This is a genomic window from Pantoea sp. Ap-967 (assembly GCF_011752565.1).
Taxonomy (GTDB): Bacteria; Pseudomonadota; Gammaproteobacteria; order Pseudomonadales; family Pseudomonadaceae; genus Aquipseudomonas.
This window is the reverse complement of the sequence record NZ_VWXK01000001.1, coordinates 1-14169: the sequence shown is the minus strand read 5'-3', so window position 1 is coordinate 14169 and position 14169 is coordinate 1. Positions and strand designations below refer to the sequence as shown.

Sequence of the window (14169 nt, the reverse complement as noted above, 5' to 3'; positions counted from 1 at the left end):
GGCACAAGACCGACCCGACCTGATGAGGGGTAGGCACGAGCCCCAGCGCTCGGCTGAAAGAACACCTGGCATAGACCGGAAATCTGGATAACCGACCCAAAAGGTAACAGCAGATGTCGAACGAATCGAAATGCCCGTTCCATCAAACCGCAGGTGGCGGCACCACCAACCGTGACTGGTGGCCTGACCAGCTCAACCTCAGAATTCTCCACCAACATTCGTCCAAGTCCAGCCCAGACCCGGACTTCGACTACGCCAAGGCGTTCAAGAGCCTCGACTTCCAGGCCCTGAAGAAAGACCTTACCGCCTTGATGACCGACTCCCAGGACTGGTGGCCGGCCGACTTCGGCCACTACGGCCCGCTGTTCATCCGCATGGCCTGGCACAGCGCTGGTACCTACCGCATCGGTGACGGCCGCGGTGGCGCCGGCTCCGGCCAGCAGCGCTTCGCCCCCCTCAACAGCTGGCCCGACAACGTCAGCCTGGACAAGGCCCGGCGCCTGCTGTGGCCGATCAAGCAGAAGTACGGCAACAAGATTTCCTGGGCCGACCTGATCGTGCTCACCGGCAACGTCGCCCTGGAGTCGATGGGCTTCAAGACCTTCGGTTTCTCCGGGGGCCGTGCCGACGTGTGGGAGCCTGACGAAGACGTGTACTGGGGCTCGGAAAAGGTCTGGCTGGGCGGCGACACCCGCTACGGCAAGGAGCAGGTCAAGGCCCAGCCGCCAGGCCAGGGCGACCTGGTGGCCGAACCTGCCAAGCACGGCGAAGAACAGAACCGCGAGCTCAGCGCCGAGCGCAACCTGGAAAATCCGCTGGCCGCGGTGCAAATGGGCCTGATCTACGTCAACCCGGAAGGTCCGGAAGGCAACCCCGACCCTGTGGCTTCGGGCAAGGACATCCGTGAAACCTTCGGCCGCATGGCCATGAACGACGAAGAAACCGTGGCCCTGATCGCCGGTGGCCATGCCTTCGGCAAAACCCATGGCGCCGGGCCCGCCGACAATGTCGGGCCCGAACCCGAAGCCGCAGGCCTTGAGCTGCAGGGCCTGGGCTGGGCCAACAAATATGGCTCCGGCAAAGGTGGCGATGCCATCACCAGCGGCCTGGAAGTGATCTGGACCTCCACGCCAACGAAATGGAGCAACGAGTACCTGAACAACCTGTTCAACTTCGAGTGGGAGCTGACCAAGAGCCCGGCGGGTGCACATCAGTGGCGGCCTAAAGATGGCAAGGGCGCAGGCACCGTGCCGGATGCCCACGATGCCGGCAAGCGCCACGCTCCGTCGATGCTCACCTCCGACCTGGCGCTGCGCTTCGACCCGGTCTACGAACCGATCGCCCGGCGTTTCAAGGACAACCCCGACCAGCTGGCCGACGCCTTCGCCCGCGCCTGGTACAAGCTGATCCACCGCGACATGGGCCCGCTGGCGCGTTACCTGGGCCCGGAAATGCCCAATGAAGAGCTGCTGTGGCAAGACCCGATCCCCAAGGCCGACCACCCACTGGTGGGCGAGCAGGACATCGCCGCACTCAAGGCCAAGGTGTTGGCATCGGGCCTGAGCGTGGGTGAGCTGGTGTCCACCGCCTGGGCGGCGGCCTCGACCTTCCGCGGTTCCGACAAGCGCGGTGGCGCCAACGGTGGCCGCCTGCGCCTGGCGCCGCAGAAGGACTGGGCGGCCAACCAGGGCACCGACAAGGTGCTCAAGGCGCTGGAGCAGATTCAGGGCGAGTTCAATGCCGGTGGCAAGAAGATCTCCCTGGCCGACTTGATCGTGCTGGCGGGCGCCGCCGCTGTCGAGAAGGCCGCCAAGGACGCCGGGCACACCGTCAGCGTGGCGTTCCGCCCAGGCCGTAGCGATGCTTCCCAGGCGCAGACCGACGTTGAGTCGTTCGCCGTGCTGGAGCCGCTGGCCGACGGTTTCCGCAACTTCACCAAGGCCCGCTACAGCGTCAAGGCGGAAAAACTGCTGCTGGACAAAGCCCAGTTGCTGACCTTGACCGCGCCCGAGCTGACCGTGCTGATCGGCGGCCTGCGCGTGCTGGGGGCCAACCATGGCGGCAGCAAGCATGGGGTGTTCACCGACAAGCCCGGCACCTTGAGCAATGACTTCTTCCGCCACTTGCTGGACATGGGGGTCGAGTGGAAATCGACCTCGGCGGACAACGAGGCCTTCGAGGGGCGTGACCGCAAGACCGGGCAGGTGAAATGGACCGGTACGCGGGTCGACCTGGTGTTCGGTTCCCATGCGCAGTTGCGGGCCTTGAGCGAGGTGTATGGCAGCAGTGATGGCAATGACAAGTTCGTCAGGGACTTCGTCGCCGCCTGGGAGAAGGTGATGGAGCTGGACCGTTTCGACCTGAAGTAACCTGAGGGCGCCTTGCGCCCATTCGCGGGGCAAGCCCGCTCCTACAACACAACCCTTGTAGGAGCGGGCTTGCCCCGCGAACGGCTGCAAAGCAGCCCCTTACGCCCCTGCCAATCCCGCCAATTCCAGGTCGGATAGATACAAAAGCGTCCTCGTTCGTTCTGCTGCAATGCACCTCAGGCAACCGGCCTGAAAGCGTGCTCACAACGACAAGGAACACCGACCATGCAAATGCCCCAGACCCTGAAGATCCGCAATGGCGACAAGGTCAAGCCGACCTTCTCCGCACAGGAGTACGCCGCCCGCCACGCCCGCCTGCGTGCCTACATGGCCGAACAGGACATCGAGGCGGCGATTTTCACCTCGTACCACAACGTCAACTACTACAGCGACTTCCTCTACTGCTCGTTCGGCCGGCCTTACGCCCTGGTGGTGACCCAGGACAAGGTGGTGACCATCAGCGCCAACATCGACGGCGGCCAGCCCTGGCGCCGCACCGTGGGCACCGACAACATCGTCTACACCGACTGGCAGCGCGACAACTATTTCGTCGCCATCCAGCAGGCCCTGCCGTTGGCCTCGCGCATTGGCGTTGAGTACGACCACTTGAACCTGCAGAACCACGCCAAGCTCGCCGCCTGCTACCCCCGGGCCGAGCTGCTGGATATCGGCGCACCTTGCATGCGCCTGCGCATGATCAAGTCGGCCGAGGAGCAGGCGTTGATCCGCCATGGCGCACGGGTGGCGGATATCGGCGGCGCGGCGGTGGTGGAAGCGCTGCATGACCAGGTGCCGGAGTACGAAGTAGCATTGCACGCCACCCAGGCGATGGTCCGCGAGATCGCCCGCAGCTTCCCCGACAGTGAGCTGATGGACACCTGGACCTGGTTCCAGTCCGGGCTCAACACCGACGGCGCGCACAACCCGGTGACCAGCCGCAAGGTTGGCAAGGGCGAAATCCTCAGCCTCAACTGTTTCCCGATGATCGCCGGCTACTACACGGCGCTGGAGCGCACGCTGTTCCTCGACCACTGCCCGGATGAGTACCTGCGCCTGTGGCAGGCCAACGTCGAGGTGCACGAGGCAGGGCTCAAACTGGTGCGCCCGGGCATGCGCTGCTGCGATATCGCCCGTGAGCTGAACGAAATCTTCCTGCGCCACGACCTGCTGCAGTTCCGCACCTTCGGTTACGGCCACTCGTTCGGCACCTTGAGCCACTACTACGGGCGCGAGGCCGGGCTGGAGCTGCGCGAGGACATCGACACGGTGCTGGAGCCGGGCATGGTGGTGTCGATCGAGCCGATGATCATGCTGCCCGAAGGGCGGCCGGGGGCGGGAGGGTACCGCGAGCATGACATTCTGATCGTCAACGAACAGGGCGCAGAGAACATCACCCGGTTCCCGTATGGGCCGGAGCACAACATCATTCGCAAGTAGCGAGCGGCGTCGCCTGCGTTCGCGGGGTAAGCCCGCTCCTACAGCGATGGCACCGGCCTGATGGCCAGTGAAACTCCTGTGGGGGCGGCTTTAGCCGCGAAGAGGCCGCTGCAGATAACAAAAAACTGTATGACCAGCAGACCCTGCCGCCAATTAGAAGAATCAGAGGGTACCCGTCATGTCCAGCACCACTTTCAACGCTCCCACCCTCGACGGCGCCGCCCCCAGCGCCGAACGCCAGGCCCTGCGCAAGGCCGCGCGCGCCAGTTTCATGGGCAACTTCGTCGAATGGTTCGACTACGCCGCCTACGGCTACCTGGCCACCATCATCGCCACCACCTTCTTCCCGCAAACCGACAAGACCAGCGGCCTGCTGGCCACCTTCGCGGTGTTCGCCCTGTCGTTTCTCGTGCGCCCACTGGGCGGCGTGGTGTGGGGGCACCTGGGTGATCGCCACGGGCGGCGCAATGCCCTGTCGTGGTCGATCCTGATCATGTCGCTGTCCACCTTCTGCATCGGCCTGTTGCCTGGCTATGCGCAAATCGGCCTGTGGGCGCCGGGCCTGCTGTTGCTGATTCGCCTGATGCAGGGTTTTTCGGCATCGGGCGAATACGCCGGTGCGGCGGCCTTTCTTGCCGAATACGCGCCACCCGGGCGGCGCGGGCTGTACACCAGCATCGTGCCGGCCAGCACCGCCGCAGGCCTGTTGTTCGGCGCGGCGTTCGTCGCCGTGCTGCACGAGCTGCTCAGCAGCGAAGCCCTGCACAGCTGGGGCTGGCGCCTGCCATTCTTGTTGGCCGCACCGTTCGGCCTGGTGGGCCGCTACATCCGCATGAGCCTGCAGGACACGCCCAAGTTCCTGGAAATGGAACAGCGCCTGGAGCATAAAAGCGGCATGGCCCCGGCGCCGATCCGTGAGCTGCTGGGCCAGCACCGGCGCAGCCTGGCCATCGGCCTTGGGGTCACTTGCTTGAATGCGGTGGCGTTCTACCTGCTGCTCAGCTACATGCCCACCTACCTGTCCAGCGAAATGGGCATGAGCGAGCGCGATTCGTTCATTGCCTCGACGGTGTCGCTGGCCACGTACATCGGCCTGATCTTTCTGATGGGGCGGCTGTCGGACCAGTTCGGGCGCAAGACCATGCTGGTGGTGGCGTCGTTGCTGTTCCTGGGCCTGACCGTGCCGTTGTTCACATTGCTCGATGGCCAGCCGTTGCTGGTGATTCTTGCGATCCAGATTCTGTTTGGCGCGATGCTGGCGATGAACGACGGAACCTTGCCATGCCTGCTGGCGGAAATTTTCCCGACCCGTGTGCGGTTCAGCGGCTTCGCCTTGAGTTTCAACCTGGCCAATGCACTGTTTGGCGGCACGGCGCCGTTCATTGCCACCTGGTTGATCCAGGTGACCGGCAGCAAGCTGGCGCCGGCCGGGTACCTGCTGGCGGCGGCGCTGGTGGCACTGGTGGCCATGGTGATGTGCCGGGAAACGGCCCATGTGGAGCTTGAGGAGTAGGGGCACTGCACTGGCCCTGGTAGGAGCGAGCGTAGCTCGCGATGCGGCGCGCAGCGGCCCCAGTTTTTCAGCTTCGCGGCACAGAATGCCGGGGCTGCGTTGCAGCCCATCGCGAGCTGTGCTCGCTCCTACCAGGGGCTGCGCCAGCGCTAGTGCAGTGATGCCTGGCGCCGCTCGCCCAGCGGCGACAGGCCGAAGAACCGGCTGTAGCTCTTGGAAAAATGCGCCGGCGAGCTGAACCCGCAGGCCAGCGCCACCTCGCGCACCTGCACATCGCTGCGCAGCAGCAACTCCCGCGCCCGCGACAGCCGCAGTTCCAGGTAATACTGGCTGGGGGTGCGCTGCAGGTACTTGTGGAACAGCCGCTCCAGCTGGCGCACGGTCACCTCGTTGAGGCTGGCCAGCTCTTCGAGCCCCAGCGGCTCTTCCAGGTTGGCCTCCATGATCGCCACCACCTGGCTCAACTTTGGCTGGCCACTGCCCAGCAAGGTCCACAGCGGCACCCGTTGCCGTTCGCGCTCGCCGCGCACGCGGTCGCACAGCAGCAGCTCGGCGGCCTTGGCGGCGATGGCCTGGCCGCCAGGCTCGCGGGCCACCAGTTGCAGCATCATGTCCATGGCCGCAACACCGCCCGAGCAGGTGTAGCGGTCGCGGTCCAGTTCGAACAGCTGGCTGGAAATCACGATGCCGGGGAAGTGCTCCTGCAGCACCTGCAGGTCTTCCCAATGGATGGTGCAGCGGTAGCCCTTGAGCAAGTCGGCCTTGGCCAGCAGGTAGCTGCCGGTACAGATGCCGCCCAGTGGCAGCTGTTGGCGAGCCAGCTGGCGCAGCCAATCGCCCAGCGGGCGGGTGGCGCGGCTGCGGTCGATGGGGTTGGCGCCGACCACGAACAGGGCATCCAGAGGCGGGGCGTCGGCGATGCTGTGGTCGGGCAGCACGCGCATGCCGTTGCTGGCCACAACCGGCTCATGGCTGGCGGCAATCAGCACGCTGCGGTACAAGGTGTGGCGCGCCGCCAGGTTGGCCATGCGCAGGGTTTCCACCGCCGAGGCCAGGCCAATGGTGGTGAAGTTGGGCACGATCAGGAAACCGAAGGTTCTGACAGGGGAAGGCGTTACCATTGATGTCGCGGGGTGGACCATTGCGATCTTCCTGTGCAAGCTGAGGCGTAGTTCGTCAGGGGCAGTGGAAAAACCGGCCTCGCATGTTTCTTGTTGTTATGGGTCGTTACCCGGTGGATCTTACACCCCGGCACATCGGCCAGGAATGGACCTGACCGCACATAGAAGGTGAATGCACGTGAACCCCGAATCCCTGCTGGCGGCACTGCCAGGTGTTGCCATCGCCCCCGAGGCGATCCAGGTGCTGCCCGATGCCAGGGCTTATCGCAATTGCCTGCTCGAACGCATTGCCGCGGCGACCCGGCGCATCGTCATCGTGGCCCTGTACCTGCAGGAAGACGAGGCTGGCCAGGAAGTGCTCGACGCCCTCTACCAGGCCAAGGCCGCACGGCCAGCGCTGGAAATCACCGTGGTGGTCGACTGGTTCCGCGCCCGCCGTGGCCTGCTCGGCGCTGGCCGGCAGCCGGGCAACGCCGCCTGGTACCAGGCCCAGCGCCAGTTACGCGGGCTTGAGGTGGCGATCCACGGGGTGCCGGTGCAAACCCGCGAGCTGTTCGGCGTGCTGCACCTGAAGGGCAGTATCATCGATGACTGCGTGCTGTACACCGGCGCCAGCCTGAACAACGTCTACCTGCACCGCTTCGACCGCTACCGGCTGGACCGTTACCACCTGTTCGAATCAGCGGCCCTGGCCGATGCCATGGCCGGGCTGGTGCAGCGCCTGCTGCACCCCACCGCCACACCGCGCCTGGACTTGCCGCCGGCACCCGCCCCGCGCGGCTTGCGTGGCGATATCCGGCGCCTGCGTGCGCGGCTGCGGCGCATGGCCTATGAGGTGCCGGCAGCGCCAGGCGAGCCGTGCTTGCGCGTGGTGCCGTTGCTTGGCGTCGGCCGTGGCAACCCGCTCAACCGTAGCCTGTGCGCGTTGCTGGCGGCAGCGCGGTCGCAGATCGTGATCAGCACGCCCTATTTCAACCCGCCGCGGGTGGTGATGCGCGAGATCGACCATGCCCTGGACCGTGGCGTGCGCATCGAGCTGATCGTTGGCCACCGCACCGCCAACGACTTCTACATCGCCCCCGGCGAGCCGTTCAGCGCCAGCGGCGCCTTGCCGTACCTGTACGAGGACAACCTGCGCACCTTTGCCCGCCGGCGCCATACGGCCATCGCCTGTGGCCAGCTGGTGGTGCGCATCTGGAACGATCCGGGGCATACCTTCCACGCCAAGGGGGTGTGGGTCGACCAGCGTTATTCGCTGCTGACCGGTAACAACCTCAACCCTCGCGGCTTCAACCTGGACCTGGAAAACGGCCTGCTGATCGACGACCCGCTGGGGCAGTGGCTGGTGCCGCGAGCCGTGGAGCTGGAAGGCATCCGCCGCCACGCGCCACAGATTGCGGCTGCAAGCGACTTGGGTGAAAAGGCCGAGCACCCCAAGGATGTGCGCAAGTTCCTGCGGCGCTTGCGCTACAGCCGCCTGGAGCCGCTGATCAAACGGGTGCTCTGAAGGGTCAGGCGGCCGCTTCGCCAGCCGCCTGCGCCTTGGCCTTGGGCTTGCCGGGCTTGAGCCGGGAGATGGCGAACAGCACCACCGCAAGGCCGGCCACCTGGTACACGGAAATGTCCTCACCCAGAATCGCCCACGAGGCCAGCACGGTGAGCACTGGGCCCAGGTTGCCCACCGCTGCAGTTTGGGTCGGCCCCATGCGCTGGATGGCCAACGCCACCCAATAGATGGGCAATACCGTGGAAAACACCGCCATCATCGCCGCGTTCGCCCATACGGCGCCGGGTAGTTGCCACAGCTGGCCGACCGGGGCCACCAGCAGGTAGTGCCCCAGTACCATCAGCGAAGAGGCAGTGCCGCACAGCCCGGCCAGGCGCATGGAGCCCATGCGCTTGAGCATCATGCCGGTGCCGGAGTAGTACAGCGCGTAGGTCACGGCACTGGCAAACACCCACAGCGAGCCCAGCACCACCTGCTGGCCAGCGCCGCTGACGCTGACATCGTGCACGAACGCGATGCCCAGCCCCACGTAGCACAGGGCCATCGCCGTGAGCGTGCGCGTACTGGGCTTCTCGCGCAGGGCAATGGCCTGGAACACCAGCACCAGGGTGGGGTAGGTGAACAGGATCAACCGTTCAAGCCCGGCGCTGATGTACTGCAGGCCATAGAAGTCGAACAGGCTGGCCAGGTAGTACCCGAACAGCCCGAGCAGGGCCACGCGCACGCCGTCACCCAGGTTCAACGGCGCGCCGCCCTGGCCCCGGCTGGCGAACACCAGCCAGGCGAACAGTGGCAGTGACAGGCCCATGCGCAGGGCCAGCAGGCTGATGGCATCGACCGGGCCGGCGGCGTAGGCCAGCTTGACGAAGATGGCCTTGAAGCTGAAACCCAGCGCGGCCAGCACAGCGTAGAGGGCGCCGCTTTGCAACTGGCGGTGGATCAGGCGGCTCAGTGCGTTCATGGGGGATCCGTGGTGAAGGAGGGCAGGGCTTATTCTGAACAGAACGCCGCTGCGCTAGAATCGCTTTTTATCGAACATGGCGTTCGCTTTTGGAGAAGGCCTAAATGCCTTTCGATCTTCCCGACCTGCGCCTGCTGCTGGCCATCGCGGCCACGGGCAGCCTGAGCAAGGCGGCTGCCACCTTCCCGGTGGCGGTGTCTGCAGCCAGCAACCGCTTGCGCCTGCTCGAAGCGCGCTGCGGCGTCACCTTGTTCACCCGCACGGCCGAGGGCATGCAGGCAACGCCTGCCGGGCGGCTGGTGCTGGAGGGCGCGCGGGCGGTGCTGGCCCAGGCCCAGTCGCTGCAAAACACCCTGCAGGAGCTGGCTGGGCAACGGCGGGTCACCCTGCACCTGGCGGCGTCCACGGTCAGTACCAGCACCTTGTTGCCGGCGGTGCTCGGGCCGTTCCTGGCCGATTACCCGGAAGTGGACCTGCAACTGGCCGAACACAAAAGCGCCGATGTGTTGCGTGCGGTGCTGGCCGGTGAGTGTGAAATCGGCGTGTACGACAGCTTGTCGATTGATGCCGATGTGGTGACCTTGCCGTTTCGTACCGAGCGCCTGGTGATGCTGGTGCCGATCGACCACCCGCTGGCCGGGCGCGAGCAGCTGTGCCTGGGCGATGCCTTGGGCTACCCGTTCATCTGCTTGCCCAGCGAGCGGCCCATGCAGCGCTTCGTCGAGGGGCTGGCCATCAACCTTGCCCGACCGTTGAAGGTCCGGGTGCGCGCACCCAGTTTCGAGGCCATTGCGCAACTGGTGGCGCGCCAGGCCGGGATTGCCATGGTGCCGGAAACGGCGGCGATGCGTGCCGAGCAGGAATTGCCGGTGCGCCGGGTGGCGCTGGAGGAACGCTGGGCTACGCTGGAATTGCGTTTGTGTTTTCGCGATTGGGAGCAGCTGAGTTCGCATGCGCGGCAGTTGGTGACGTTTCTGTCGGGGCAGTGAGGGTGCCTGGGCGGGCCCTTTCGCGGGGCAAGCCTGCTCCTACACACGCATCCTCGGCGATAGCACGCCTGTAGGAGCGGGCTTGCCCCGCGAAGAGGCCGGCACCGGCCAAGCACCAGTCGTCAGTTGTACCGATCATCGCCAGCCCAGGCCAGTCAACCCTGACGAACCCTTGGAAAAGGCTCACATGAATGGACGCAATCCTCGGCAATGGTTCGCCGCGCAGCCAGGTGGTTCGCCAACTCATTCTGGTGTTTTCCGGCTTGCTCATCGTGGCCCTGCTGTTGGGCCTGGTGTCGCTGTACCGCATCGCCCAGACCCTGGACGAGCGCGAACAGGCGCAAAGCCGCTTCTACGCCGAGTCCGCCCTCGCCCAACTGCAGAAGAACGAGCGCAACTACCTGCTGACCCACGCCTTTTGGCAAGCCGCCTACGATCACCTGGCCGGGGCTGCAGACAGCCACTGGGCCTTCGATGAAGACAACGTCGGGCAAACCCTCTACACCGAAGACGGGTATGAAGGGGTGTTCGTGCTTGACGACGACGGCACCCATTACGCCGTGCTGGACGGCCAGCTGAGTGACCAAGGGTTCGACCACCACAGCGCCAGTGGCGGCCGGGTGCTGCAGCTGGCGCGCCAGGCCGTGCAGCGCGAGCAGGCGGCCTCGGGTTACCTGCTGTTTCGCGGCCAGCCGGCGTTGTTCGCTGCGGCGGTGATCCGCTCGCCGTCGGCGCCGCACCACTTGCCGGCACCGGCAGCCGTGTTGCTGTTCGTGCGCGTGCTCGACCCCGCCATGCTCGAAGCCTTGGGCCGAACCGTCGGCTTGTCGGATTTCGCCCTGTCCACGGCGGCAAGTGCCGAGCCGGGCAGGGGCCTGCTGCCCCTGGAGGGCAGCGGCCAGGCGTTGACCTGGCATGTGGAGCAGCCCGGCAGCACGCTGATCCGCACGGTGGTTGCGCCGTTTGCCGTGGCGTTGCTGGTCATCGTGATGTTCATGCTGGTGTTCGCCCGCCAGGCCATGCGTACCAGCGCCAGCATCGACCGCAGCCACCGCCAGCTGGCGGCCTCCAAGTCGGCCCTGGAAACCAGTGAAGCGCGTTTCAAGGCCGTGGCCGAAGCCGCCTCGGACTGGATCTGGGAAACCGACGCCCAGCAGCACCTGACCTACCTCTCCGCACGTTTCGCCGAGTTGACCGGGCACACGGTAGCGCAATGGCTGCAGCGCCCGCTCAAGCAACTGCTGGACTGTGACACCTTGGACATCGAAGCCTGGTTGCATGGCCTGGCCGCCAGCGAGGCCAGCGGCAACCTGCGCTGCCAGTACCGCGACCGTGCCGGCCAGCAACGCGAGTGCCGCATTGCCGCCAGGGCGATCATCGAGCAGGGCATTTGCAAAGGGTTTCGCGGTACGTGCAGCGATATCACCGATGAGGTGGCGGCGCATGCGCAAATTCAGCACCTTTCCCTGCACGATGCCCTCACCGGGCTGCCCAATCGCAACAAATTGTTCCGTTTTCTCGAACAGGCCGAGGCCGGGCAGATCGCCCTGCTGATGCTGGACCTGGACAACTTCAAGCCAATCAACGACAGCCTCGGCCACTCGGCTGGCGATGCGGTGTTGATCGAAGTGGCCCTGCGCCTGGGGCAGATGACCCGCGACAGCGACCTGGTGGCGCGCCTGGGCGGCGACGAATTCATCGTGGTGCTGGCGCGGCCCGGCCAGCAAGAGGAAGTGGACCGCTTCTGCCTGCGCCTGATCGAGACACTGCGCCAGCCGATTACCCTGGACGGCCACACCGTGCAGATCGGCGTAAGCCTGGGGGTGGTGCTGTCGGCGCAGTACCCCGCTGCGCCCAACGAGCTGATTCGCTACGCCGACGTGGCCTTGTACGGTGCCAAGCAAGCCGGCAAGAACACCTGGCGCTACTTCTCCCCCCAGATGAACGCCGCGCTGCTGGAAAAGCGCACCCTTGAGCGTGAGCTGCGTGAAGGGATCCCGCGCAATGAGCTGGTGCTGCATTTCCAGCCGCGCTACAAGGTCGATGGCATCACTGTGGCGTCGGCCGAGGCGCTGGTGCGCTGGCGCCACCCGCGCTTGGGGTTGCTCAGGCCGGACCGTTTCATCCCGTTGGCCGAGGAGTCGGACCTGATCGTGCAGCTGGGCAACTGGGTGCTGCGTGAAGCCTGCGAGCGAGCCAGGGCCTGGCCGCTGGCGGTGATGGTGTCGGTGAACATGTCGCCGGCCCAGTTCCGCCGCAGCGATGTCGTGCGCGACGTGGCCGATGCCTTGCGCTGCAGTGGCTTGCCTGCGCAGCGCCTGGAGCTGGAAATCACCGAGAACGTGATGCTCAACGACGTCGAAGGGGCCTTGCACACCATGACGGCGCTCAAAGAGTTGGGCGTGCGCCTGAACATGGACGACTTCGGCACAGGCTATTCATCGCTGGGCTACCTGCGCACCTACCCGTTCGACAGTATCAAGATCGACAAGCGGTTCGTGCAGTCGCTGGGCAAGAGCGACAGTGACCGTAGCGTGGTACAAGCTATTATCAACCTGGGCAACGCCATGGGCATGACCGTCACCGCCGAGGGCGTCGAAACCCCGGAACAGTTGGCCCTGCTCAGTGATGACCAGTGCCATGAGGTACAAGGTTTCTTGCTCAGCAAACCGGTGGAAAACCAGGTGCTGATGCGTTTGATGGAGGCAGGGAAGGCAGCCGATCGCGTCATGCCATGAACAGTTACATTCAAACGTTTGCGACGCGACGTATAGCCCCTCTGAAAAGTCATCCCAAGCGCATACAATCAGGCCTTTTCCACGTTAACCAGATAGGCCAACCTGTATATGGCGCTTGATCCACCCACGATGCTGACCATTACCATCGCCCTGGCAGCCGCTGCTGCCTTGTACCTGGCGATCGAATGGCGCAGTGTCCGCGAACCGTCGCTGCTGTTCTGGAGCGCTGGCTTCGCCACCATTACCGTCGGCTCGACCCTGGCGCTGCTGCGCGGGATCGGGCTGTTGCTGATCGGTATCTGGTTCGCCAACGGCTTGTTGGTGGTTGCCCACTGGTTCTTCCTCGCCGGCGTGTTGCGCTTTACCCAGTCGCGGCTGTCGCGTGGCTGGCTGTTGATCGTGTTGGTGTGGTTCGGCTTGTTGCTGCTGCCGGTGGGGCCGCAGTGGTCGAAGGTCATGCTGATGGTCAACTCGCTGCTGGTGGCGCTGCTGACGCTCAAGGCCAGCTTCCTGCTGCGCCCGCACGGCAAGTCGCTGAGCGTCGGGGCTGCGCAGCTGCGCTATGTGCTGCTGGTACATGGCTTGTTCTACGTGACCAAGGCGGTTATCGCGATTACCCCAGGCACGCTGATCGACCTGGCCACCTTTGGCGGGCTGATCATTCAGGTTTCCCTGGTCGAAGGGGCGATGGCCTTGATGTTGATCGCCCTGTCGATGACTGGCACCGTGCGCTACCGCCGTGAGGAGCGCATCGCCCGCCTGGCGGCACGCGACCCGCTGACGGCGCTGTACAACCGCCGGGCGCTGGAGGTGCGGGCGCCGCACTTGTTCAAGGAAGTCAGCCCGGCGAACCCGGCGGCGCTGCTGTTGATCGACATCGACAACTTCAAGCTGGTGAACGACCTGCATGGGCACGCCGCCGGTGACCGTTTGCTGGTGGCCTTGAGCGAGATGATTCGCGCGGTGCTGCCGGAGCGCTCGCTGGCCGCGCGGCTGGGCGGTGACGAGTTCGTGATTTTGCTGAGCGCTGCCAGCGGCGAGCGGGTGGTGGAGCTGGGCGGGGTGTTGCGCGAGCGCTTCCAGCAGTTTGCCCGGGAGGCGATGCCTACGCCCCAGGCGGTTACCTTGAGCATTGGCGCGAACTTGTTCGACCAGCCACCGGCCAGTTTGGCGGCGTTGATCGAGCAGGGGGACGTGGCGCTGTATCAGTCCAAGCGCGGAGGGCGTGACAGCATTCGGCTGGTGGTGAGCCCTGTGAGGTAGCCGGCGAGGCCGGTGCCATCCGCGTCGCCTGCTTCGCGGTTCCCGCACACAGTTGCTTTTGCTTTTGCTTTTGCTTTTGCTTTTGCTTTTGCTTTTGCTCTTGCTCTTGCTTCTAAGCGCGCGGTAGTTCAGGCAACACCAATCGCGACCTCAGGAGGCCGAACGGAGGTCTTGCGGAGGGAGGTGACGGGCATGGATGCCCGTCAAGCGCTGGGCCCCAGGATGGGGCCTGCAGCGCGGTCCTCCCGGGAGCAAGACCGGAGTGAGGGGA

9 protein-coding genes are annotated in these 14169 nt (G+C 65.2%); 7 read left to right on the top strand and 2 right to left on the bottom strand.

Features of this window, described 5'->3' with window-relative positions; translation table 11 throughout:
- The first annotated feature begins 113 nt into the window (after positions 1-113).
- From katG to F3J45_RS00035, 3 genes are all read left to right on the top strand, one after another.
- Positions 114-2369, top strand: a complete 2256-nt coding sequence (gene katG / locus F3J45_RS00045) for a catalase/peroxidase HPI (protein ID WP_167055271.1) — start codon at positions 114-116, stop codon at positions 2367-2369.
- Positions 2370-2594: 225 nt separating this feature from the next.
- Complete coding sequence (locus tag F3J45_RS00040; protein WP_167055267.1) at positions 2595-3806, top strand: M24 family metallopeptidase; 1212 nt, start codon at positions 2595-2597, stop codon at positions 3804-3806.
- A gap of 178 nt (positions 3807-3984) precedes the next feature.
- Complete coding sequence (locus F3J45_RS00035) at positions 3985-5319, top strand: MFS transporter (protein ID WP_167055263.1); 1335 nt, start codon at positions 3985-3987, stop codon at positions 5317-5319.
- Positions 5320-5468: 149 nt separating this feature from the next.
- On the opposite strand, the gene F3J45_RS00030 is transcribed toward F3J45_RS00035, so the two are convergent.
- Entirely contained in the window at positions 5469-6440 is a 972-nt protein-coding gene (locus tag F3J45_RS00030; RefSeq protein ID WP_205300321.1) for a GlxA family transcriptional regulator, read from the bottom strand.
- A gap of 178 nt (positions 6441-6618) precedes the next feature.
- Between F3J45_RS00030 and pssA the strand changes: the two genes are divergently transcribed.
- Positions 6619-7947, top strand: a complete 1329-nt coding sequence (pssA, locus tag F3J45_RS00025; protein ID WP_205300320.1) for a CDP-diacylglycerol--serine O-phosphatidyltransferase — start codon at positions 6619-6621, stop codon at positions 7945-7947.
- A gap of 4 nt (positions 7948-7951) precedes the next feature.
- Here the strand turns inward: pssA and F3J45_RS00020 are convergent, their stop codons facing one another.
- Positions 7952-8908, bottom strand: a complete 957-nt coding sequence (locus tag F3J45_RS00020; protein ID WP_167055253.1) for a DMT family transporter — start codon at positions 8906-8908, stop codon at positions 7952-7954.
- A 104-nt stretch (positions 8909-9012) separates the two neighbouring features.
- Here F3J45_RS00020 and F3J45_RS00015 point away from each other — a divergent pair, with 104 nt between their 5' ends.
- The 3 genes from F3J45_RS00015 (at position 9013) to F3J45_RS00005 (ending at position 13898) form a co-directional block, all read left to right on the top strand.
- Positions 9013-9897, top strand: coding sequence for a LysR substrate-binding domain-containing protein (locus tag F3J45_RS00015; RefSeq protein ID WP_167055250.1), 885 nt, complete (start codon positions 9013-9015; stop codon positions 9895-9897).
- A 191-nt stretch (positions 9898-10088) separates the two neighbouring features.
- Positions 10089-12635 (top strand): EAL domain-containing protein, encoded by a 2547-nt coding sequence (locus F3J45_RS00010; protein WP_167055247.1) that lies wholly within the window; start codon positions 10089-10091, stop codon positions 12633-12635.
- Between the two features lie 129 nt (positions 12636-12764).
- Entirely contained in the window at positions 12765-13898 is a 1134-nt protein-coding gene (locus F3J45_RS00005; RefSeq protein ID WP_205300319.1) for a GGDEF domain-containing protein, read from the top strand.
- Positions 13899-14169: the final 271 nt, after the last annotated feature.